The sequence below is a fragment of the Streptomyces sp. NPDC097619 genome, assembly GCF_040302735.1.
Lineage (GTDB): Bacteria > Actinomycetota > Actinomycetes > Streptomycetales > Streptomycetaceae > Streptomyces.
The window spans coordinates 1-20,655 of record NZ_JBEOSD010000148.1 but is presented as its reverse complement, the minus strand read 5'-3'; the positions used below and the strand labels follow the sequence as shown (position 1 = coordinate 20,655).

The 20,655-nt window shown below is 73.8% G+C and carries 19 protein-coding genes and 1 pseudogene; 10 read left to right on the top strand and 10 right to left on the bottom strand.

Features of this window, described 5'->3' with window-relative positions; all coding sequences use genetic code 11:
* The 3 genes and pseudogenes from ABTZ17_RS29575 to dxr all read left to right on the top strand — a co-directional run.
* A pseudogene (locus tag ABTZ17_RS29575) lies at positions 1-195 on the top strand (2-oxoacid:ferredoxin oxidoreductase subunit beta); the annotation flags it as partial.
* Positions 192-515, top strand: coding sequence for a ferredoxin (gene fdxA / locus ABTZ17_RS29570; protein ID WP_352198825.1), 324 nt, complete (start codon positions 192-194; stop codon positions 513-515). The pseudogene ABTZ17_RS29575 and the gene fdxA, both read left to right, overlap by 4 nt.
* A gap of 91 nt (positions 516-606) precedes the next feature.
* The gene (gene dxr / locus ABTZ17_RS29565) at positions 607-1,815 is read left to right on the top strand and encodes a 1-deoxy-D-xylulose-5-phosphate reductoisomerase (protein ID WP_352198826.1); all 1,209 of its coding nucleotides are present in this window, start codon (positions 607-609) and stop codon (positions 1,813-1,815) included.
* Between the two features lie 286 nt (positions 1,816-2,101).
* Here dxr and ABTZ17_RS29560 read toward each other — a convergent pair whose 3' ends face one another.
* The 5 genes from ABTZ17_RS29560 to ABTZ17_RS29540 form a co-directional block, all read right to left on the bottom strand.
* Positions 2,102-4,726 carry an ATP-binding protein gene (locus ABTZ17_RS29560; RefSeq protein WP_352198824.1) on the bottom strand — a complete coding sequence of 875 codons (2,625 nt, stop codon included), beginning with the start codon at positions 4,724-4,726 and terminating at the stop codon, positions 2,102-2,104.
* A gap of 535 nt (positions 4,727-5,261) precedes the next feature.
* The gene (locus ABTZ17_RS29555; RefSeq protein WP_352198823.1) at positions 5,262-6,638 is read right to left on the bottom strand and encodes a protoporphyrinogen/coproporphyrinogen oxidase; all 1,377 of its coding nucleotides are present in this window, start codon (positions 6,636-6,638) and stop codon (positions 5,262-5,264) included.
* Positions 6,639-6,771: 133 nt separating this feature from the next.
* Positions 6,772-8,388 carry a class I adenylate-forming enzyme family protein gene (locus tag ABTZ17_RS29550; RefSeq protein ID WP_352198822.1) on the bottom strand — a complete coding sequence of 539 codons (1,617 nt, stop codon included), beginning with the start codon at positions 8,386-8,388 and terminating at the stop codon, positions 6,772-6,774.
* 183 nt (positions 8,389-8,571) lie between these two features.
* Positions 8,572-9,579: a UbiA family prenyltransferase gene (locus ABTZ17_RS29545; protein ID WP_352198821.1), complete on the bottom strand. Its 1,008-nt coding sequence runs from the start codon at positions 9,577-9,579 to the stop codon at positions 8,572-8,574.
* A 188-nt stretch (positions 9,580-9,767) separates the two neighbouring features.
* Positions 9,768-11,114 carry an FAD-dependent oxidoreductase gene (locus ABTZ17_RS29540; protein WP_352198820.1) on the bottom strand — a complete coding sequence of 449 codons (1,347 nt, stop codon included), beginning with the start codon at positions 11,112-11,114 and terminating at the stop codon, positions 9,768-9,770.
* Positions 11,115-11,678: 564 nt separating this feature from the next.
* Here ABTZ17_RS29540 and ABTZ17_RS29535 point away from each other — a divergent pair.
* Both ABTZ17_RS29535 and ABTZ17_RS29530 read left to right on the top strand, forming a co-directional pair.
* The gene (locus ABTZ17_RS29535) at positions 11,679-12,989 is read left to right on the top strand and encodes a DegT/DnrJ/EryC1/StrS family aminotransferase (RefSeq protein ID WP_352198819.1); all 1,311 of its coding nucleotides are present in this window, start codon (positions 11,679-11,681) and stop codon (positions 12,987-12,989) included.
* The gene (locus ABTZ17_RS29530) at positions 12,986-14,296 is read left to right on the top strand and encodes a DegT/DnrJ/EryC1/StrS family aminotransferase (RefSeq protein ID WP_352198818.1); all 1,311 of its coding nucleotides are present in this window, start codon (positions 12,986-12,988) and stop codon (positions 14,294-14,296) included. Before ABTZ17_RS29535 ends, ABTZ17_RS29530 begins: the two co-directional genes overlap by 4 nt.
* 93 nt (positions 14,297-14,389) lie before the next feature.
* On the opposite strand, the gene ABTZ17_RS29525 is transcribed toward ABTZ17_RS29530, so the two are convergent.
* The gene (locus ABTZ17_RS29525; protein WP_352198817.1) at positions 14,390-14,923 is read right to left on the bottom strand and encodes a flavoprotein; all 534 of its coding nucleotides are present in this window, start codon (positions 14,921-14,923) and stop codon (positions 14,390-14,392) included.
* Between the two features lie 176 nt (positions 14,924-15,099).
* Here ABTZ17_RS29525 and ABTZ17_RS29520 point away from each other — a divergent pair, with 176 nt between their 5' ends.
* From ABTZ17_RS29520 to ABTZ17_RS29510, 3 genes are all read left to right on the top strand, one after another.
* Positions 15,100-15,741, top strand: coding sequence for an HAD family hydrolase (locus ABTZ17_RS29520; protein WP_352198816.1), 642 nt, complete (start codon positions 15,100-15,102; stop codon positions 15,739-15,741).
* A 36-nt stretch (positions 15,742-15,777) separates the two neighbouring features.
* Positions 15,778-16,947 carry a helix-turn-helix domain-containing protein gene (locus ABTZ17_RS29515; RefSeq protein ID WP_352198815.1) on the top strand — a complete coding sequence of 390 codons (1,170 nt, stop codon included), beginning with the start codon at positions 15,778-15,780 and terminating at the stop codon, positions 16,945-16,947.
* A gap of 91 nt (positions 16,948-17,038) precedes the next feature.
* Positions 17,039-17,506, top strand: coding sequence for a DUF6415 family natural product biosynthesis protein (locus ABTZ17_RS29510; RefSeq protein WP_352198814.1), 468 nt, complete (start codon positions 17,039-17,041; stop codon positions 17,504-17,506).
* 119 nt (positions 17,507-17,625) lie between these two features.
* Here ABTZ17_RS29510 and ABTZ17_RS29505 read toward each other — a convergent pair whose 3' ends face one another.
* Entirely contained in the window at positions 17,626-17,979 is a 354-nt protein-coding gene (locus ABTZ17_RS29505) for a hypothetical protein (RefSeq protein WP_352198813.1), read from the bottom strand.
* Between the two features lie 275 nt (positions 17,980-18,254).
* On the opposite strand from ABTZ17_RS29505, the gene ABTZ17_RS29500 reads away from it, so the two are divergent.
* Both ABTZ17_RS29500 and ABTZ17_RS29495 read left to right on the top strand, forming a co-directional pair.
* Positions 18,255-18,719: a helix-turn-helix domain-containing protein gene (locus ABTZ17_RS29500; protein WP_352198812.1), complete on the top strand. Its 465-nt coding sequence runs from the start codon at positions 18,255-18,257 to the stop codon at positions 18,717-18,719.
* Positions 18,719-19,285, top strand: a complete 567-nt coding sequence (locus ABTZ17_RS29495) for a PIN domain-containing protein (RefSeq protein ID WP_352198811.1) — start codon at positions 18,719-18,721, stop codon at positions 19,283-19,285. Before ABTZ17_RS29500 ends, ABTZ17_RS29495 begins: the two co-directional genes overlap by 1 nt.
* A gap of 75 nt (positions 19,286-19,360) precedes the next feature.
* Here ABTZ17_RS29495 and ABTZ17_RS29490 read toward each other — a convergent pair whose 3' ends face one another.
* From ABTZ17_RS29490 to ABTZ17_RS29480, 3 genes are all read right to left on the bottom strand, one after another.
* Positions 19,361-19,624 carry an acyl carrier protein gene (locus ABTZ17_RS29490; RefSeq protein ID WP_352198810.1) on the bottom strand — a complete coding sequence of 88 codons (264 nt, stop codon included), beginning with the start codon at positions 19,622-19,624 and terminating at the stop codon, positions 19,361-19,363.
* A gap of 206 nt (positions 19,625-19,830) precedes the next feature.
* Positions 19,831-20,265 carry a DUF3099 domain-containing protein gene (locus ABTZ17_RS29485; protein ID WP_352198809.1) on the bottom strand — a complete coding sequence of 145 codons (435 nt, stop codon included), beginning with the start codon at positions 20,263-20,265 and terminating at the stop codon, positions 19,831-19,833.
* 123 nt (positions 20,266-20,388) lie between these two features.
* Positions 20,389-20,655 (bottom strand): adenosylhomocysteinase (locus ABTZ17_RS29480; protein ID WP_352198808.1); only part of this gene is annotated, 267 nt, incomplete at its 5' end.

The following is a 20,655-nucleotide window of genomic DNA, read 5'->3' as shown; positions in this document are numbered from 1 at the left end:
CGCCTCGCCGACCCCGACACCCTCCACCACACCCCCATCGGCGTCTTCCGCGACACCACCCGCCCCGTCTACGACACCCAAATGGCCGACCAACTCGACACCGCCATCGAACAACACGGCAAGGGCGACCTCGGCCGCCTCCTCGCCGGCAACGACACCTGGACCGTTTCCGCTTCTCCGAGGAGCCACTCGTGACGTACGTCATCGCCCAGCCTTGCGTGGACGTCAAGGACAAGGCGTGCATCGACGAATGCCCCGTGGACTGCATCTACGAGGGTCCCCGGATGATGTACATCCACCCCGACGAGTGCGTGGACTGCGGTGCCTGCGAGCCGGTCTGCCCGGTCGAGGCCATCTTCTTCGAGGACGACCTGCCCGAGCAGTGGGGCGACTTCGGTCCGGCGAACACCGAGGTGTTCGAGACGGTGGGCTCCCCGGGCGGGGCCGCCGGCTCGGACCCGCTGGCCGCGGACCACCCCTTCGTGGCCGAGCTGCCCGCCGCGGCCCATGCCTGAGGCGCCCGCGGTGACCGCGGAGACGGCCGTGGCCACGGAGACCGCCGACACCGTGCCCGCTTCCTGGTCGGCGCCCGCCGCGGGCGCCCCGTTGGCGGACCCGCGGGTGGCGCAGCCGGCCGGTTCGGGAGGCCGCCGCAGTGTGGTCATCCTCGGTTCCACCGGGTCCATCGGCACGCAGGCCATCGACGTGATCCGCCGGTCCCCCGGCCGCTTCCGGGTGGTCGGTCTCGCCGCGGGCGGCGGGCGCCTCGACCTCCTCGCGGAGCAGGCGCTCTCCCTCGGCGCGGAGGTGGTGGCCGTGTCCGACGCGGACGCGCTGCCCGCGCTGCGCGAGGCCCTGACCGCGCGGGCGAACGGCCGGGCGCTGCCGCGGCTGGTGGGCGGCCCGGACGCGGCGACGGAGCTGGCGGGGCTGGAGTGCGACGTGGTGCTGAACGGCATCACGGGCTCCATCGGGCTGGCTCCCACACTGGCGGCGCTGGAGGCCGGTTCCGTGCTGGCCCTGGCCAACAAGGAGTCGCTGGTCGCGGGTGGTCCGCTGGTGAAGCGGCTGGCCCGGCCGGGGCAGGTCGTCCCCGTGGACTCGGAGCACTCGGCGCTGTACCAGTGCCTGACCGGGGGCCGAGACGCGGAGGTGCGCCGGCTGGTGCTGACCGCGAGCGGCGGGCCGTTCCGGGGGCGCAGCCGCGCCGATCTGGAGGACGTGACCCCGGAGCAGGCGCTGGCGCACCCGACCTGGGACATGGGTCCGCTGGTGTCGGTGAACTCGGCGACCCTGATGAACAAGGGTCTGGAGGTGATCGAGGCGCACCTGCTCTTCGACATCCCCTTCGACCGGATCGACGTGGTGGTGCACCCGCAGTCGGTGGTGCACTCGATGGTGGAGTTCACGGACGGTTCCACGCTGGCGCAGGTGAGCCCGCCGGACATGCGCATCCCGATCTCGCTGGGGCTGGGCTGGCCGGAGCGGGTGCCGGACGCGGCTCCGGCCTGCGACTGGTCGGCGCCGACGGCCTGGACCTTCTTCCCGCTGGACCACGCGGCCTTCCCGGCGGTCTCCCTCGCGCACCACGCGGGGCGGGCCGGTGGGGTGGCGCCGGCGGTGTTCAACGCGGCGAACGAGGAGTGCGTGGCCGCGTTCCTGGCGGGACGGCTGCCCTTCACGGGCATCGTGAGCACCGTGCAGCAGGTGATCGACGAGCAGTTGGACGCCGCGCCCAGTGCGGCGCTGACGCTCTCGGACGTGCTGGAGGCGGAGAAGCGGGCCCGGGTGCGGGCCCGGGAGCTCGCCGCCTGACCGGGGCCGGTCCCCCGGACCGGCCCCGGCCCCTCGGACGTCCGCGGCTTCCGCGGACCCGGCCGGCCATGCCCTGGCCCGGCACACCGACCGCCCCCGACCGGCATCGCGCCGGGCGGGGGCGGTCTCGTGCGTGCGGTGCGCGTGAGCGGGGGACCGAGTGGTGCGGACATACGTGTGGCCCCCGCCGGGGATTGGGGCGGGGGCCACACGGTCTTGCCGGATGCGGTCAGCGGGTGGGGGGTCGCGGGCGGTCCGGGCGGGAGGGGTCAGCGGTGCAGGAGGGTCAGCGGACGGCTTCGGCCGGGTGGTCGGCGGCGGTGCGCTGTTGGGCGCGGAGGATCTTCTGCGCCACGTGGACCCGGGAGGAGCAGTCGAGCTTCCGCATCACCTTGCGGAGGGTGTTGACGGCCGTCCATTCGGCGATGCCGAGGCGGCGGGCGACCTCGCGGTTGGTGAGGCCCTCGGCGACGAGGGCGGCGACCTCCTGTTCGCGGGCGGTGAGGAGTTCGGTGCCGGCGGAGCGGGGCAGGGCGCGGGGCCGGCGGACCGGTTCCACGGCACGGCCCACGGCCTCGTCGAGGCTGAGCTTCCCGGCGGCCCGGCAGGACTTCTCGTAGGCGGCGTCGCCGAGGCGGGTACGGGCCTCGGCGGTGAGGTCGCGGGCGGCGGGCGGTGGGGACAGCGGGAGGCCGCCGACCTGTTCGCGGACGGCTCCGGCGGCGGCGCTGAGGAGGGCGGCGCGTTCCCATGCCTGGCCGGTGCCCGCGTGGCCGCGGGCGTGGGCCTGGGCCATCACGAGGAGGGCGGCTCCGGTGCCGGGGAGGTCGCCGAGGTGGTGGAGGGCGAGCAGGGCCTCCTGGGCGGGGGCCAGGGCGCGGCCGGCGTCGGGTCCTCCGGCGAGGAGGCGGCCCCGGACCAGGGAGGCGAAGGCGGTCAGGCGGGCGTCGCCGTGTTCCTCGCCGCCGCGTTCGGCCTCGTCGGCGAGGCGGAGGCCGTCGGCGGTGCGGCCGAGGGTGCCGAGGACGTCGGCGAGGAGGGCGGCGGCCGTGGCGGCTCCGTGCCGGTCCCCGAGGGCCGCGTAGGCGGTGCGCACGGAGAACAGGACGGGTTCGGCGGCTTCGGAGTCGCCCTGTTCGTGGAGGACGCGGGCCAGGGTGAGTCGGGTGTCGGCCGTGCCCTGTGCGTCGCCGGCGGTGGTGAAGAGGGCGAGGGCCTTCTCGGTGCAGTCGCGGGCCGCGGCCAGGGAGCCGCTGCCGAGGTGGGCGGCGCCGAGCGCGGCCAGGGCGGCGGGGTCCTCGCCGCCGCCGGGGGTGGTGCGGGCTGCGGTGAGGCGGGCCACGGCGGCCCGGGCCTCGCCGCGCAGCAGCCAGTAGGGGACGGCGGCGGCCGCGAGGCGGGCCGCGGCGGGCCCGTCGCCGGCGGTGACGTGGGCGTCGAGGGCGGCGAGGAGGTCCTCGTGGCCGTGGCCGAGGCGGTCCAGGGCGGCGCGCTGTTCGGGGCCGTCGAGGGCGCCGAGGAGTTCCAGGGCGGTGGTGGTGACGTGGGCGGTGTGGGCGGCTTCGAGGCCGGTCCAGGCTTCCTGGCGTTCCAGGAGGGTGCGGGCGTAGCGGCGGTGCAGGGAGGGCATCCGGAAGCGCATGTCGCCGTCGGGCTGTTCCTCGCACAGCAGCAGGCTGTGGTCGACGTACTCGCCGAGCGCGGTGTGCACCTCGGGCAGCGGCAGGCCGAGGACCCCGGAGACGCCGACGGCGTCGAAGGTGTCCGCGAAGACGGCGAGCCGGGAGAGCAGGGCGCGGCGGTCCGCGGGGAGCGCGGACCAGCTGTGGGCGAGGGCGTCGGGCATCGTCAGGTGCCGGGAGGTGGTGTCGGCGCGGGTGCCGTACAGGGCCTCCGGGGAGCGGCCGAGTCCGTCGAGGAGGGCGGCCGGGGAGATCACCTTGAGGCGGGAGGCGGCCAGTTCCACCGCGAGGGGCAGGCCGTCGAGGCGGGCGCACAGCTCGGCGACGACGGCGCTGTTCTCCGCGGTGAGCCGGAAGCCGGGGCGGCCGGCGCGCAGGCAGGAGAGCAGGAGCCGGACGGCGGGGACGCGGGCGAGCCGGTCGGGGTCGGCGGTGTCGGCGGGCTCGGGCAGGGCGAGGGGGGCCAGGCGGACCGGCCGCTCCCCGTACACGCCGAGCGGTCGGGAGGCCACGGACAGGATGCTGAGGCGTCCGCAGGCGTCGGCCAGGGAGGCGACGGCGGGCGTGAGTTCGTGCGGCGGGCGGAGCCCGAAGTCGAGGACGAGCAGGGCCCGGTCGCCCTCGCTGACGGCGCCGCTCATGGTGTCGCGGATGCGGCGCAGCCGGAGTGCGGCCTCTTCGGTGCCGAGGGTGTCGAGGTCGAGGTACCGGCCGCGCACCCCGGCCTGGGCCACGGCGTCGAAGACGGCGGCCGCCAGGCGGCTCTTGCCGACGCCGACGGGGCCGGTGAGGCTGAGCATGCGGGTGCGGCCCGCGAGGACCGTGGCGGTGAGCTCGGCGAGTTCGGTGTCGCGGCCGACGAGCGGGGCGAGGCTGCGGAGTCCGGTGCGGGCCGGGGTGGCGTCCCAGCCGCCGTCCTCCCGGGAGGTGGTGGCGGCTCTGGTGCCCGTACCCCCGGTGGTGGCCGCGGTGGCCGCGCCCGCTCCGGTGCCCGTGCCCGTGTCGGCGCCGGGCCTGGTGCCGGTGTGCGAGGTCGGGCCCGGCTTGGTGGCCGGCTTCGCGCCGTGCTCGGTGCCCGGCTTCGCGCCCGGCTCGGTGCCGGTGTGCGGGTCGCCTCTGTCTCCGCCTGGTGCGGTGCGTGCCGTGCCGTCGTCCGTTGTTCGTGCCGTGCCGTCGTGCGTGAGCACCCTCGGTTCCCCCTCCGTCCGCATGCCGCGTGCCGATGACATGTCCGGATGGTGAGGATCAGCCATGCGCACTAAGTGCGCCTAAAGCGGGGACTGGGCGGGCCGGGCGCCCGTTTTGCGCCGACGGGTGCCCCGGACCTGCGGTGCCGCCGCCGCGGGGATTCCGGTTGTGGGGATTCCGCGAGGGCGTGCCGCGGAGTGGGACCAGAGTGGCCGGATTCCGACGGTGGGACAGCCGGGCGTGCGCGTCGCCTGGCGGGCCCCGTCTCGGCGGGGACGGGCGGGCGTGCCGGTCCCCTCGCCCCGCGGGGGCGCGGGACGAGGGGGCCGGGACGGACGGCCCGGGCCGCGCGGGGGCGCGCGGCGGGGGCCTGCCGGCCGGTCCGGCCCCGTCCGCGGGGGCGCGGGACGGAGAGGGGTTCCGGCCGGTCCCTCCGCTCCGCGGGGGCGCGGACGGAGGGAGCGGTGGCCGGCCCGCGGCGGGCCCGACAGGGAGGGCGTCGCCGCGGACCGGGGCTCGGGGTGGTGCCGTGCGGAGGCGGGCCGGTCGGGCCCGGAGAGGTCGAGCCCGGAGGGGTCAGCCTCGGGAGAGGAGCCGCTGCGCGGCGAGTTCGCCCGCCTGCACGGCCGCTTCGCTGGAGGGGCGCTGGTAGATCCAGTCGCCCGCGTACTCCACGGCCCGGGAGGGCCGCCCGAGGAAGGCGCGGTGCAGGCGCAGGGCCGCGCCGTTGGCGTCGGGGGCGGCGTGCGGGAAGCGGTGCACGAACGCCTGCTTCAGGTGGGCGTTGAGCCCCGGCGCGTACTTCTCGGCGCTGCCGAGCAGGGAGCCCAGGACGTGCGCGTCGGATTCCCCGAGCAGCTCCCGGGTGGTGTCGGGGGCGGTGAGGATGGAGACGAGGCCGTGGCCGGCGGGGGCCCGGTTCGCCGCCTTGGCGTGCTCGAAGGTGAGCCCGCTGATGCGGCCGTCCTCCACCTCGGGGATCAGCAGGGCGTACACCGAGGGGGTGCCGCGGCGCTGCGGCGGGGCGAGCGGGCGGTCCACGAGGCAGGTGACGCGGATCATCGGGCTGTACGTGGACGCTTCGAGGTAGGGCTGCTCCTCGGCGGGGGCTCCCGGGTGGATCCGTCGGGCCACGGGGGCCGGTACGGCGAGGACCACCTCGCGGGCGGTGAGCACGCTGCCGTCGGCACACACGAGCCGGACCCCGGCCGCGGTCTCCTTGACCTCCTCGACGGTGTGCCCGGTGCGGACGTCGAGGGGTGCGGCCACCTTCTTCGCGAGGGCGTCCATGCCGCCGCGGTAGGTGCGCCACCCGAGCAGCCCCCAGGTGGAGATCATCGTGGCGACCAGCGGGGCGGCCGCCGCGCGCCGGGCGTCCCAGCCCCAGCCGGTGGCCACCGCGGGCTGGAGGACGTAGTCGTAGACCTCCCGGTGCCGGCCGCGGGCCAGTTGGGCGACGGTGCCGGTGCCCAGCGGGCTGCCCGCGGGGTCCCGGGTGTCGTACGTGCCCGCCTGCCGGATCACGGAAGCGGCGAGCCCGGCGAGGGCGGAGCGGCCGCCGAGGGAGAGGCCGCTGCCGGTGAGGGCGCCGAACCAGTGGCCGGTGCCCGCGTGGGCACGGCCCCCGCGCCACACTCCGGCGAGGCTGTTCACCTTGAGGATGCCGTCCTCGCGGTCGAGGCCGGTCTCCTTGATGAGCCGCCAGGTGGCGTCGTAGCCGCGGACGGCGAGGGTCTCGGTGCCCTCCTCCACGATCCAGCCGTCCACACGGCGGGCCTTCATGCGGCCGCCGACCTCGTCGGCGGTCTCCAGGACCACCGGGCTGCGGCCGGCCGCGCGCAGCCGGTGGGCGGCCGTGAGTCCGGCGATGCCCCCGCCGACGACGGCGACGTCGATGTCGGTGCCGCGGGCGGTGGTGCCCCCGCCGTCCGCGGTCGTGCGCCCTCGCGCCATGTCCGGTGTCCTTCCTCGGGGCCCCGGGCCCGTTGCCCGGGGCCGCCCCGCCTCGCCCTGCCCTGCCGTGCCCTGCCGTGTGCGTCGTCGTGCCGTGCGCCGTCCGCCGTGTGGCGTGCCGTGTGTCCGCGGTTCAGGTCCAGCGGCCGGTGCCGAAGGTGGCGTCCTCGCCGAGGAGCCGTTCGCGCAGTTCCAGGCGGCGGACCTTCCCGGTGCTGGTGCGCGGGATGTCGTCCCAGTCCAGGCGCAGCGGCTCCGCGAGGGTGGGCAGGTCGGCGGTGGCCTGCTGCCAGGCCACCTCGTCCCAGGTGCCGCCGCGGGTGCAGACCACCGGCAGCGGGAGCTGTCCGGGGATCCCGATGACCACGGCCTCCAGGAGGTCCGGGAGCCGGTCCGCGAGCACGTCCTCCAGCTCGATGCAGCTCATGCCGGGGATCACGTCGACCTCGCGGTCCAGGAGCCGGTAGGAGCCGCCGCGGGAGACCACTCCCCAGTCGCCGGTGTTCCACCAACGGCCCAGCGCCTTGGAGCGCCAGCGCTCGTTCTCACCGAGGTAGCCGACGCAGCGGCCGTTCGTGCGGGCGAGGACCACGCCGGGGGTGCCCGCGGGCACCCGCTTCATGGTGGCGGGGTCGACCACGGCCATCTTCGTGAAGCCGGGGATGGGGCGGCCCACGTCCCGGGTGGTGGGGTGCCGGCCGCCCTGCTCCTCCAGGTCGCGGCGGGTGAGCAGCCGGAAGGTCATGGGGCCGGTCTCGGACTGCCCCCAGCCCTGGAGCCAGGAGGGCAGCGGCCGGCGGCTGGCGTGCAGGAAGCGGCGCACGGTCGGCGGGTGCATGGCGTCGAAGGTGCTGACGAACAGCCGGACGTCGGAGAAGACGTTGTCCGGTGCGTCGGGGTCGTCGAGCAGTGCCTCCCAGCCGATGTACGTGGCGGGCAGCGCCTCCAGGTAGGTGGGGCGGTGGCGGCGGAACATGCGCTCGGCGGTGGCCGGGTCGGCGTCGGCGAGGATCAGGGCCCGCTTCGGCTCCAGCCGGAGCGTGCCCGTGGACCAGGTGATCATCCGCATGTGGTTGAAGGCGACGGCGGTGGCCACCGTGTCCTTCTTCTTCATGCCGACGATCGGCCACGGGATGGACTCGGTGCGGCCGAGGTGGCCCAGGATCGTGTCCGCGGTGTGCACGACCAGCTTGGGCACGCCGGTGGTGCCGGAGGTGTGACTGGCCACCATCGGCTCGTACGGGGCGGCCTCCACGGCCGGCGGGACCCGGCCGCCGCGCAGGTCGGCGACGTCGAGGACGCCCGGGTGCGGCCCGTCGATGGAGACCACGGCCTCGGCGAGGGAGGTGAGGTCCGAGCCGGCCTCGGCGGAGGAAGCCAGGATGCCCGCGGTGGTGATGAGCACCCGCGGCTCGGCCCGCTTGAGGACGGTGGCCAGGGTGTCCGCGGGCAGGCCGCCCGCGACGAGCACGGGCAGGGCACCGATGCGGGCCGCCGCGCAGGCCAGGATCAGGTAGTCCCAGTGGCTGCCCTTGGCGATGGCGACCCGGTCCCCGGCCCGCGCGCCCGCCGCGTGGATCCAGGCGGACGCCTCCTCGACCAGCCCGGCGAGCGTGCTGACGGTGAACTCGGTGCCCAGGCCCGGCGCGAAGTCGAAGGGACGGCTGAGGTGGAACACCGTCCGGTGGCCGCGCTGCGCGTAGTGCTCGAAGAGTGTTCCCAGGCCGGTCGGCCCGCCCTTGCCGCTCATGTCTCTCCCGTGTGTGCGTCCGCGGGCCGCCGGGGCGGGGTGTCGCGGGGTGTGTGGCTGTGTGCGGTGGCCGCGGGGTGTGGCCGTGCGTACCGGCCCCGGCCGGTCTCGGCGGCCGGACTTGGCGGCCGGTCCGGAGTCCCCGTTCGTAGGCCCGTTCGTAGGCTCGTACGCAGGCCCCGTTCAGACCGTGAAGTGGATGATGTTGACCAGCAGCAGTCCGGCGACGCCGGTGCGGAAGGCCCGTACGCCCCGGGCGCGGGCCAGCAGCGCGTCGCCGTCGCGGAGGAAGTCCCGGTACTGCCGGATCCGGAGCGCGGCCAGCGGCAGCAGGGCGAGTACGGACCACCAGGGCGCCCAGCCGAGGAGGGCCGCCCCGCCGAGGCCGAGGAGCAGGTCGGCACCGGTGAGGGCGCCGATGAAGCGGCGGTTGCCGGTCTCGGAGGTGCGGACGGCGACGGTGCTGCGGCCCACCGCCCGGTCCCCGTCGATGTCCTTGGTGTTGGAGTACGCGGAGACGAGGATCTGCCACAGCCCGAAGAGGGTGGCCTCCACCAGGACCAGCGCGGGCAGGTGCCCGGCCGTGAACCCGTACTGGGCGATGACCAGGGCCATCGGGCAGCCCGCGATGAGGAGTTCGCCCAGCCCTCGGTAGCTGAACTTCAGCCCCCACGAGTACTGGCAGCTGGTGAGCAGCACCGCACCGGTGACGGCGAGCGCCCAGAAGGGCCGGTGCGCGGCGAGCAGGGCGGCGGTGCCCCAGAACACGGCGCCCCAGGCGAGGGCCCCGTACCCGAAGGCGTACGCCTGCCGGAGCGTCAGGGCTCCGGTGAGGAGGGGCTTGCGCTCCAGGGGGCGCAGTGGGGTGCCGTCGCCGCCGAGGTAGTTGGCCTGGTCGCTGCCGTCCCGGTAGCCGTTGATGTCGTCGAACACCATGACCGCGGAGACCACGCCCACCTGTCCGAGGACGAAGAGGGCGAGGGTGAGCCAGGTGTCGGCGGAGAGCCGGTCGCCCGGAGCGAGCGCGGTGAGGACGACCAGGGCGCTGAGGTAGTAGTCGAGGACGAACTCGAACTTGGCGAGCCGGGCCAGGGCGCGGAGCCGCCCGCCCGCCGCCGCCCCCGGCGGGGCCGGGGGCGGCGGGGCGAGCGGACCGCTGCGCCCGGCGGCGGGTGCTCGGGTCCCTTGCATGGGTGGCTCCCGTTCGGTGCGTGGGCGGTGGGTCGGATGGGGCCGGGATGGGGCCGGGTGGGGCCGAGGCCGGGATGGCCACGGGCGGGTGAGGCCGTGGGGCCGGCGGTGGGGCGCCGGCTCCGGCCTCACGGGTGGGCGGACGCGTGCGTGGAACGCGTGCGTGGGTGGGTGCGTACGTGGGTGGGTCAGGAGGCGTTGGTGAGGACCTTCGCGGCGCGGATGCCGGAGAGCATGGCTGCCTCCGAGATGGGCGAGGTGAAGTAGTCGCCCGCGAAGACGACCGGGGGCCGCTGGAGGCGGATGACCCGGGCGGACTTGCGGTAGCGGCCCGGCGCGGGGACCGGCATGGCCCACGGGCGGACGGCGATCTCGAAGGGCTCGGCGTCCTTGGGGAAGTCCGGCCACAGGTCGGTGACCAGGCGGCTGGTCTCGGCGAACTGCTCCTCGGTGGAGAGCTCCAGGAGGCGGCGGGTGGCGGCGCGGCCCGGGTAGACGAAGGCGAGGTGCTTGTCCACGGGGCGGCCGTTCTCGTCGCGGACCTGCCGCGGGAAGGTGATGATCGTCTTGACCGAGGGGTCCTCGGCGCCGGCGGCGACGATGTGGGCCTCGGAGGGCATGCTGGAGAAGTCCACCAGGTAGGAGACCGACAGGGCGGGCTCGTACTCCTGGGTCTCCAGGAAGTCGCGGGTGTCCTGGCCGACGATGCCGGCGGGCAGGGAGGCGGCGAGCTTCGCGGCGGTCGGCGCCTGGGTGGCGACCACGACGTCGTCGAAGGTCTCGGTGGTGTGGGTGCCGTCCGCGGACCGCGCGGTGATCTGCACCTTGCCGGTGCTGTCGATCTGGAGGTCGGTGACCTCGGTCTCCAGCCGGATGTCGGCGCCCTTCGCGTTGTTCTCGGCGATGATCTCCATACCGTTGCGGAAGACGTAGAACTTGGCGCCGGCGACCTGCGCCTGCATGGCGCGGACGTGGGCGGCGGAGATGTCCTCGCAGCGCCACAGCCAGAAGGACTCGATCTCCGGACGCAGCAGGTTGTCGAAGCCGCGCTGGCTCATGGACTTGCGGGCGTACTGGGCGGCGGTGGTGCCGTCGTCGAAGGGCGCCAGCTTGAGCGGGTCGAAGATGTCGAGCTGCTTCCGCTTGAAGGTCTCCTTGATCGTGGAGTAGAGGAAGCCCAGGCGGTCGCGGAGCGAGACGTGCTCGAAGGTGAGCAGGGAGCGGAAGGAGTCGGAGAGCAGCTCGGCGGGGCGGCCCTTGTCGACGACGATCACGTTGTTGGACATCTCGACGAGCTGGTCCTCCAGCCCGTACTCCTTGATGCGCTCGAACATGATCTTGTAGAAGCTGGTGAACCAGAGGTTCACGCCCACGTCCGGCTCGATCTCGGGGCGGTGCCAGGACCGGGCCCGGCCGCCGAGGCCCGCGCCCGCCTCGAAGATGACGACCTCGCGGCCGTTCTTGATCAGTTCCTTGGCGGCGGCGCAACCCGCCATGCCGCCACCCACGACAGCGGTCCGGCGTCCACGGGACATGGGAAGGCACCTCCGTTTGCTTGGTCTTCGTCTGCTGGGTCTTCGTTCCGAGGGGGTCCGGTCGGGCGCTGATCCGGCTCGGATCAGGCACCGATCAGGCACCGATCACAGGCATGGGTCAGGCACGGATCGGGCGTCCCGGCACGTCCTCCGGAGAAACGTTCGGGTATCCGGGGGGAGGTTTTGAATGGCAGACCGGTGGCAGGAACCGGCTCCCCACGCGTCCTTGCCATCGCCCTTGCCTGCCTCGTGGCAGGCCCTTGCGCCTTGTCTGCCCTACAGCCGCCCGGGCCCCGCGATCTAGCGTCGGAGTGCGGCGACGCCGGTGGCAGTGAAGTGTCAGCGGACCGGCGGCGACCGTCGAGCGAACGGAGAGACATGCGCAGCGGTACGACAGTGCACGGGCACGGCCGGCCCGCCCCTTCCGGCCCCGCCGGCCACCCCGTCCTTCCCTCCCCCGCGGCTTCCGACGCGGGCTCGGCTCCCGGGCCGGTCACGAGCGCGGCACGGGACACGGCTTCCGGGCCGGTCACGGCCTCCGGGTCGAGCACGGCTTCCGCACCGGTGGCGGGTTCCGCGCCGGGTGCGGCGGCGGTCGCGGGTGCCGGTACCGGTGTCGGTGCCGGTACCGGCACCCGGGCGGCCGCCTTCGACCGGGTGTGGCCGGACGTGCAGCGCCACATGCGGGACGTCATGGACTGCGGCGTGTACTCCAACGGGCCCAAGACCCGTGAACTGGAGGGCCGGATCAAGGAGTTGACCGGCGTCCGGTACGCGATGGGGGTCGGCACCGCCACGGACGGCCTGCTGCTGATGCTGCGGGCGGCGGGCATCGGCCGCGACGACGAGGTGGTGGTGCCCGCGTTCGCCCCGGTGACGGCGGCGATGGCGGTGGCCCTGGCCGGCGCGCGGGTGGTGTTCGCCGACGTGGACCCGGTGACGTACGGGCTGTCCCCGGAGTCCCTGCGGGCCGTGGTCACCTCCCGTACGAAGGCCGTGATCCCCTCCCGACAGTTCGCGGCGCCGCGGGCCGGGGCCGCGGCCACCGCCGAGGTGCGCTCGCTGGCCCGCTCGCTGGGGCTGCGGGTCTTCGAGGACCTGGGCGGTTCGCCGGGGGCGGCGGCCTGCGCGTTCTCCGCGCCGGGCGCCACCGGCGGAGTGCTGGCCTTCGACCCGGCCGGGGAGCTGGGCGCGCTCGGCGACGCGGCGATGGTGCTCACGGACGATCCGGAGCTGGCCGCGGACCTGGGGGCGCTCCGCAACCACGGGCGGCGGCCCGGTTCGAAGCCGCCCGCCCGGGGCGCGAAGGGCCTGGCGGAGATCGCCGAGCAGGGCGAACTCCCGGGCACCAACGCCAAGATGGACGATCTCCAGGCCGCGGTGGTGCTCGGCCGGCTGTCGGTCGCGGAGGCCGTGACGGCCCGCCGGGGCGAGCTGGCCCGTGCGTACACGGAGCGGCTGGCGGGGCTGATCGGCGTGGAGCGGCTGCCGTCGGCCTTCTCCGAGCCTTTCCCGGACGTCGTGTACCCGGGGCCGTACGCGTGCGCCGCGTACCCGGTGCGGTACCTCGCGGAGGTCACCGACCGGGACGCGCTGGCCCGGTACCTGACGGACCGCGGGTTCGCGGTGACGGTGCCGGCGCGACGGCCGCTGCACCTCCAGCCGGCCTTCGCCCCGGTGTCCCGCCGCGCGGGCGACCTCCCGGCGGCCGAGGCGGCGGCCCGGCGCACGATCGCGCTGCCGCTGCACCCCGACCTGACCCTGAACGAGGTGGAGCGGGTGTGCGCGGCCGTCCGCTCCTTCTACGCCGGATCACTCGGTGCGGGGTCGGCCCCCGCCACCGGATCCTTCAACGCCGGAGGCGATGCGCTGTGACGCTCACCGACCAGTTCACGGACGCGCTCACCGGGAGCGCGCTCACCGCCGGGACGGCCGGTGCGACGGCCGACGGTACGGACGGCAGGACGGACGGCAGGACGGCCGGTCGGGGGCTCTCGGGGGGCTCCCGACCGGTGGCGGCCGACGGCCTGCCCGCCCTGCAGCACCTGCCGGTGCCGCCCCCTCTGGACCTCCCGTACGCGCCCCCCGGGCCCACCGAGGAGGAGCGGACGCTGATGCTGCGCGCCTTCCGCGAGGTGGCCACGGACCCGGACCGGACGGTCGTGCTGGGCCGTCGTACCGGCGAGCTGGAGCGGCGGTTGCGGGAGCGGGCCCGGGTCGCGGAGGTGACGGCCTGCGGCAGCGGCACGGGCGCGCTGATCCTGGCGCTGCGGACGCTGGGCGCGGGGCCCGGGGACGAGGTCATCGTCCCGGCCTTCGGCGCAGAGCCGCTGGCGTCCTCGGTGCTCGCGGTGGGCGCGACACCGGTGTTCGCGGACGTGGACCCGGTCACGATGGTCCTCGACCCGGCCGACACCGAGCGGCGGATCACCCCGCGGACGCGGGTGGTCGTGCCCGCCCACACCTTCCAGTCGGTGGCGGACATGCCGGCCCTGGTGGAGCTGGCGGCGCGGCGCGGGGTGTCGCTGCTGGAGGACTCGGCGGTCGCGATGGGCGCGAGCCTGCACGGCAGCGCGGCGGGCTCCTGGGGCGACATCGGCCTGTACTCCTTCTTCCCGGTGAAGCCCTTCGGGATGGTCGGCGAGGGCGCGGTGCTGCTGACCGACGACGCGGAACTGGCGGCGGCGGTACGGCGGGTCCGCGACCACGGTCAGGACCCGGCGGAGCCGGGCGTCCACCACGAGCTGGGCATCGACAGCCGTTTCGACGAGGTGCAGGCGGCGTACCAGCTGGCCCGTCTCGACACCCTCGACGATCGGCTCGCGGCCCGCCGCGCGGTCGTCGACCACTACGAGGAGGCCCTGGCCCCGCTCCGCTCCCGCGGCCTGCTCCTCCCCGAGCAGGGCCCGGGCATCAGCCCCTGCCTGTACGTGTACGCCGTCCAGCACGAGCGGCGCGACGAGCTGGCGGCCCACCTGGCCGGGCACGGGGTCGGCACCCGCGTCTACTACCCCCTCCCCCTGCACCGCCTCCCCCAGTTCGCCCGCTACGCCCCGGCCCCCCACCACCTCCCGGGCGCCGAAGCGGCCTCGTCCCGCCACCTGGCCCTTCCCCTGCACCACCACATGACCCAGTCGGAGGCGTGGCAGGTGACGGAAGCGATCCGCTCCTTCTTCGCCTGACCGGCCCCCGTGCCCCCGCCGGCCGCCCCCCGGCGGGGGCACGGCGCCGCGCACGCCCCCTGAGCCGGGGGCGCCCGGCGGCCGGGTGGGTGGCTAGGGGGTGAGGTCGGCTGCGGCGTCGAGGGCGGTGGTCCAGGGGTACGGGCGTTTCTCGCCCGGGGGGTTGGGTTCGAAGCCCTCGGGGCCGTACAGGACCCGGACGCCGGCCGTGCGGAGCGTGTCCAGGGACTTGGCGAACTGCGGGTGTTCGGCGTAGGCAGCGTTCACGCACGGCATGACGGCCATCGGGATGCCCTTGCCGATGCCTTCGGCGACGACCCCGACCACCCAGCGGTCGGTGAGGCCGAGTGCCCAGGCGTTGACCGTGTTCATGGTGGCGGAGGCGACGAGGACGGCGTCCGGTGGGGGCCAGGCGTCCGGCTCCCCCGGTCGCTTGTAGCGGCTGCGTACGGGGTGGCCGGTGAGGGCCGCGAGCCCGTCGAGGCTCTCGTCGAGCCATTCGGCGGCCGACGGGGTCAATCCGAGGCACACGTCCCAGCCCCGCGCCTGCGCCTCCTCGATCACCCGCGCCACGTCGAACACGGGCGGCGCGGCGGAGCAGAACAGGTAGAGCGTCCTCGTCGTCATGGGCCCGGAGCTTATGAGGAGCACGGCAGGCGGTGCCCGTCCCGGCGGGCGGGTGGGCCGGCCGCAGGGAGGTGGGGCGGTCAGACGGCCGGACAGGACGTGGTGGAGGTGAGTACCGTCCGAGCAGGGAGCAAAGGGGGTGACCTGCGACGAGATGGACGCCGTAGGCTGCCCGCGTGATCCGTACCGTGGTGCTGGACGTCGGCGAGACCTTGACCCGTGACGACCGTTACTGGGCTTCCTGGGCCGACTGGCTCGACGTGCCCACGCACACCTTGTCCGCCCTCGTCGGTGCCGTGGTCGTCGACGGCCGCGACAACGCCGACGCGCTCCGTCTGCTTCGCCCTGGCATCGACGTGCGCGCCGAGTACGAGGCCCGGGCGGCCGCGGGCCACGGCGAGCAGTTGGACGAGAGTGATCTGTACGAGGACGTCCGCCCCGCCCTGACGGCACTCCGCGCAGCGGGGGTGCGGGTGGTGGTGGCCGGGAACCAGAGCCCTCGGGCAGGAGAACTGCTGCGCGCCCTGGACCTGCCCGCCGATCTCGTCGCGACCTCCGGCGAGTGGGGGGTGGCGAAGCCGTCCCCCCGGTTCTTCGCGCAGGTGCTGGCGGTTTCGGAAGCCCCTGCCGCCGAAACCCTCTATGTGGGCGACCACCCGGCGAACGACGTCTTCCCCGCTCGCGCCGCCGGCCTGCGCACAGCGCACCTACGGCGTGGCCCGTGGGGCTTCTGGTGGGCGGACGACCCTGCCACCCGCGAAGCCGCCGACTGGTCCATCGACTCCCTGCACGACCTGCAGGGCATCATCAGCGTCTAGGTCACGACGGGGCATTCCGCCGAGTACGTTGCGTTCATGACCGACCACATCGGGCAGCGCCTCGCGGCTCGGCGGCGGGCCCGACGCATGACACAAGCAGACCTGGCGCGCGAGTCACACGTGTCCCTCGCCATGGTGAAGGGGATCGAACGGGGCGTTCGTTCTCCCTCACCGGTGCTCCTCGAAGCACTGGCCTCTGCTCTCGGTACTGACGCGTCACGGCTGGATCCTGCCTTCACGGGAACTCATCGTCGGGTCCACAGCGCCTTACCGCAGATATCCGCAGCGATTGCCGGGTATGACGTCCCCCTCGACCCACCCACACGCAACACTGCCGAGCTGTCCATGGCTGTGAACGCGGCCACCCGATGGCGGCTCTCAGCTCAGTACGGGCACATCGCCATGGCAGCCCCGACCCTACTCAAGGACGCTCTGGCCCACTTTCACACCGCACCGGGATCGAGCCGCCCGGAGGCCGCGCGGCAGCTGGTGGCGGTCGCACGCGCGGCAGACGCAGTGGCGTACAAGTACAGGGCACACGACCTGTCTGCACGGCTGGTCGACCTGATGCGCTGGGCAGCAACGCATACCGGGGATCCTGATGTCGCTACCACTGTCTCGTATGTGCATGCGGAGACTTTCCTGGCCTCGCGTACCCACCGAGCAGGTCAGATCGTCCTCGAACGAGCGCTCGACTCGGCGTCCGTCGGCACGACGACCCGGTCAGCGGCTGCGCGCGGTGCTCTGCACATGCGCACAGCCGTTCTCGTCGCCCGTGCGGGCAACGCCGCAGCCGCGACTGCCCACCTCGATCAGGCGGGCCTCCTGGCGGAGAACCTTCCCGAAGGCATCTACCTCGGGACTGCTTTCGGCCCTGCCAGTGTGCGAATTCACCGGGTGGCTGTATCGGTCAGTCTCGGTCGGGACCACATCGGCAGAGTGCTCGATCTCGCGAAGCAGTGGCAGCCCGGCAGCGACGTTCCCGCCGAGCGTCGCTCCGGATTCCATATCGAGGTGGGTCGCGCGCAATTGTGGGCCGGTCAGCCGGATGCTGCTTTCGACTCCCTCATGACGGCTCGGCGACTGGCCCCTCAGCATGTCCGCGAGCACCCGTGGGCACGTGAGGACATCGAGACGATCCGCCGAGTCAAGCGGGCCGACGCGAACGCTCTGAGCTCGTTCGCAGAGTGGATCGGCGCAGTGTGAAGCCCGGACGGGATACAGGCTGTATCCCTGGGAGCCCTTGCCACGCAGCACCCTCTCTCTGACCGCACCCAGCGAGTGATCGGAGAGCTGCATGGAAACGAACCCCGCATTGACTGACCTGGGATCAACCGGCTTCGGGACCGCCGCCGATCCGGCGGCTGAGCTGATCTCTCGGACGCTCGTCGCGTACGCGAATGTGCCGGGGGCCGTGGAGTTGGCTCGGCTGACCGATGGGTTGTTGACGCACGGGCAAGGGTTGTTGGCCGCCGCGGAGGGGGTTCGCGGTGTGGACGGACGGGTGGCGGGGGCGTTGCGGGACTGGGCGCGGTTGACCGCTGACGGGCCCGAGGACACCAGTCTGGGGAACTGGAACCACGCCCGTGCGCTGGCGCGGGCGGTGCGGACCTTGCGGCGGGGCCTGGGTTTGGCCGTGCCGGAGACGCCCAAGGAGCGGATCTGGGTGGACTGGGACTGCCTGCCCGAGCAGCCGGAGCCCGGGGCTGCCCCGGGCTCGGGGCCGGACGCGGGCTCCGGCGCCGGGTTCGGGGCCTCGCGGTGAGCGAGCGGGTGCGGCAGGGGGTCTACGTGCTGTGCGTCCTCGGTCTGCTCGCCGCCCTCGCGCTCGGGGCGACTCGGTAGGCGCGGGGCCCGGCGCCGGGCCCCGCGCCCCGCGCCCGCTCAGTGGAACTCGTGGACGAGTTCGATGGGGCCGACGATGTGGGCGTTGAACTCGTCCAGTTCCTCCGCGGGGACCCACAGTTCGAGGATGGTGCGGCCGCCCGCCTGGCGGACGGGGTACCGCTCCAGGAACTCCGTGTCGACCTCGAAGCGGGTGACGAAGCCGGCGCCGTCGTGCTTGACGTTCCAGTCCCGGGCGATCATGACGGCGTACTGCTCGTTGAGGACCGGGTAGAAGATCGGCTGCTCGGGGAGCCGCGGGGGCCAGGCCCGCCAGTCCAGCTCGCGGAGCAGGTCCAGCTCCACCGGTCCCGTCGGCCGCCACAGCGTGGTCGTGTTCCGCCCGCCGCTCATCGCTCCTGCCTTCCTCGTACGTCCCCGTCAGGCGGTCCCCGCGACCGCCCGGCCCCGAACGTACCGGGGGCTCAGGCCGCCTGACCACGGGTTTTGGCGTGCGGTCACCGTAGGAGCGCCAGAGCCGGCGGCCGCTCATCTTGGATAACCACACCTATAGTAACTACACCTATACAACAGAGAGTGATGTTCTGACCACGTTTCCAGGCCCTCTCATCCAGTTGCGTCTGCTTCGAATATTGCGAATACTTCGAATAGGAAACTGGAGGGATGCCATGACGGCAGTTACCGGCAGGAAGCTCGAACCTGGCGTCGTCGATGCGGCCGACGCCCGACGGGCGCTGGGGCGGATCAGCGACTACCTCTCTCGGACGGCCGGCAGCAACGAAAGCGTGCAAGTCCGCTTGGAAACCGGTGCCGCCGACGAAACTCTGGTGCTGCCCCGGCCGGTGGCCGAGATGTTCGCCTCGATGCTGGCCGCGCTGGCCAACGGGCAGGGCGTCCAGATCATGCCGGTCGACACCGTACTGACCACCCAGCAGGCCGCCGACATGTTGAACGTCTCCCGTCCGTACCTCATCGGTCTCCTGGATGCGGAAGAGATCCCGTACACCCGCGTGGGCCGACATCGACGCATCCGACTCGCGGACCTGCACGAGTACCTGCGCGAGGACGACGCGAAGCGCAAGCAGGCAGCGGACGAGCTGATGGCACTGGACCAGGAGCTGGGGCTGCTCTGATGGCATTCGTCGTCCTCTACGACGCCTGCGTGTTATATCCGAACACCCTGCGTGACCTGCTCGTACGCATCGGCCAGCACGGGATGGTCCGCGCCAAGTGGACGGATGCGATCCTCGACGAGGTGGACCGAAACATCGCTCAGGACCTGGGAGTCCCTCCGGACAAGCTCCTGCGGCGACGCACGCTCATGAACCAGGCCGTGCGCGACTGCCTGGTGACCGGCTATGAACCGCTGATCGAAGGCTTGAAGCTCCCGGACCCCGACGACAGGCACGTCCTCGCCGCGGCGATCCGCGCAGGAGCTCAAGTGATCGTCACCAACAACCGCAAGGACTTTCCGACGGAGTACCTGAGCGGCTGGGAGATCGAGCGGAAGAGCGCGGACGAGTTCGTCATGGACCTCATGGGCCTGGACGACCGCGTCGTCTACGCCTGTGTGCTGGAGATCGCCACATCGAGGCGCAATCCACCCCGAACGTTCACGGACGTGCTGGACCAGTTGGAACGGTCGGGGCTGAGGGAATCGACGGCGGCGCTGCGGCGGGGCCCCGGAGCTGTGGGGTAGGCCGGGGGGCTGGGAAATGACGGTGGCCCCGGCCTCTTGGGAGGGGCGGGGCCGGGGTGTGCGGGGGTGCTCGGGTCAGCGGTGGAGGAGCGGGTTGAGGTAGGTGAGGAGGTCCGCGACGGTGGGGTAGTCGAAGACCAGGGTGGAGGGGACGATCAGCGCGTGCTCGTCCTCCAGGTCACCGGCGAGGCTCAGCGCGCAGACGGAGTCCATGCCGTAGGCCGCGAGCGGGGTGTCCGGGTCGATGGTGTCGGCCGGGCGTTCGAGGTACAGGGCGAGGCGGTCGAGCAGCCAGGCGCTGAGGTCTCCGGCCACCGTGATCCCGGGCGTGGTCGTCATCGCGGGCGCTCCTTACTGTCCTCGGCGGGCGGGTTCGAAGGCGTTCCCTGCCCCCGGACATGCTTTCCGGTGCGGCTAAAGGACCGGTTGGGTGCACCGAGCGCCGAGGGCTGAGGGCCGAAATCCGGTGGGCGGGGAGCCGGGGCCGGGGAGCCGGGGCCGGGGAGCCGGGGCGGGGGCCGCCCGCCCCGGCTCCGGCCCGGCCCTCAGGCCGCCTCGCGGTGGTCCTCGGCCCGGCCTCTCCCGGACGGTCCCTCCGCCCGCCCCTCCCCGCGGCCGTCCCCCCGGTCCTCCGGAGGGAGGATCAGGGTGGGCAGCAGCACCTTGGTGGGGGCGGGCGGCTCCTCGGGGCCGGCGGCCGGGGCCGCCACGTAGAGGGCCTTGCCCGGGGCGGGTCGGCGTCCGCCCTGGGCCGCGCCCACCGCGAGGTACGGGATGAGGACTCCGCCGACGAGGGCCGCGAACGCGAGGGGGCGCACGGTGTTCCAGCAGACCACCATGGCGACCACGCACAGGGTGCGGATCACCATGGCCGTGACGTAGCGGCGCTGTCGGGCGCGCACGTCCTCGGTGAGGCTCGGAAGGGCCTCGGTGATCTGCAGGGACCGTGCCCGTGCTGCCGTGCCGGGACGCCAGGACATCGTGTGCTCCCTCAGTCTCGCGTTCGTCCGCATCCGGTCCGTTCGGGCCGTCCGATCCGTTCGGGCCTCGTCCGGGCCGCTCTGCTCGCGGTCCGCGTGCGGTTCTCGTCGGGCCGGGCGGCCTCAGTAGCGGTAGTGGTCCGGCTTGTACGGGCCGTCGACGTCGACGCCGATGTAGTCGGCCTGTTCCTTCCGGAGGGTCGTCAGCTTGACGCCGAGGGCGTCGAGGTGGAGGCGGGCGACCTTCTCGTCGAGGTGCTTCGGGAGGGTGTAGACCCCGATCGGGTACTCGTCCGGCTTGGTGAAGAGTTCGATCTGGGCGAGGGTCTGGTCCGCGAAGGAGTTCGACATCACGAAGGACGGGTGCCCGGTCGCGTTGCCCAGGTTGAG

Excerpts from the sequence above, each read along its gene's own strand:
- ABTZ17_RS29560 (WP_352198824.1), bottom strand. The coding sequence starts at position 4,726 with ATGTCATCGGCACGCGGCATGCGGACGGAGGGGGAACCGAGGGTGCTC.
- ABTZ17_RS29500 (WP_352198812.1), top strand. The coding sequence starts at position 18,255 with ATGACGGCAGTTACCGGCAGGAAGCTCGAACCTGGCGTCGTCGATGCG.
- ABTZ17_RS29540 (WP_352198820.1), bottom strand. The coding sequence starts at position 11,114 with ATGTCCCGTGGACGCCGGACCGCTGTCGTGGGTGGCGGCATGGCGGGT.
- ABTZ17_RS29515 (WP_352198815.1), top strand. The coding sequence starts at position 15,778 with ATGACCGACCACATCGGGCAGCGCCTCGCGGCTCGGCGGCGGGCCCGA.
- ABTZ17_RS29485 (WP_352198809.1), bottom strand. The coding sequence starts at position 20,265 with ATGTCCTGGCGTCCCGGCACGGCAGCACGGGCACGGTCCCTGCAGATC.
- ABTZ17_RS29495 (WP_352198811.1), top strand. The coding sequence starts at position 18,719 with ATGGCATTCGTCGTCCTCTACGACGCCTGCGTGTTATATCCGAACACC.
- ABTZ17_RS29555 (WP_352198823.1), bottom strand. The coding sequence starts at position 6,638 with ATGGCGCGAGGGCGCACGACCGCGGACGGCGGGGGCACCACCGCCCGC.
- ABTZ17_RS29510 (WP_352198814.1), top strand. The coding sequence starts at position 17,039 with ATGGAAACGAACCCCGCATTGACTGACCTGGGATCAACCGGCTTCGGG.
- ABTZ17_RS29550 (WP_352198822.1), bottom strand. The coding sequence starts at position 8,388 with ATGAGCGGCAAGGGCGGGCCGACCGGCCTGGGAACACTCTTCGAGCAC.
- ABTZ17_RS29525 (WP_352198817.1), bottom strand. The coding sequence starts at position 14,923 with ATGACGACGAGGACGCTCTACCTGTTCTGCTCCGCCGCGCCGCCCGTG.
- ABTZ17_RS29505 (WP_352198813.1), bottom strand. The coding sequence starts at position 17,979 with ATGAGCGGCGGGCGGAACACGACCACGCTGTGGCGGCCGACGGGACCG.
- ABTZ17_RS29490 (WP_352198810.1), bottom strand. The coding sequence starts at position 19,624 with ATGACGACCACGCCCGGGATCACGGTGGCCGGAGACCTCAGCGCCTGG.
- ABTZ17_RS29545 (WP_352198821.1), bottom strand. The coding sequence starts at position 9,579 with ATGCAAGGGACCCGAGCACCCGCCGCCGGGCGCAGCGGTCCGCTCGCC.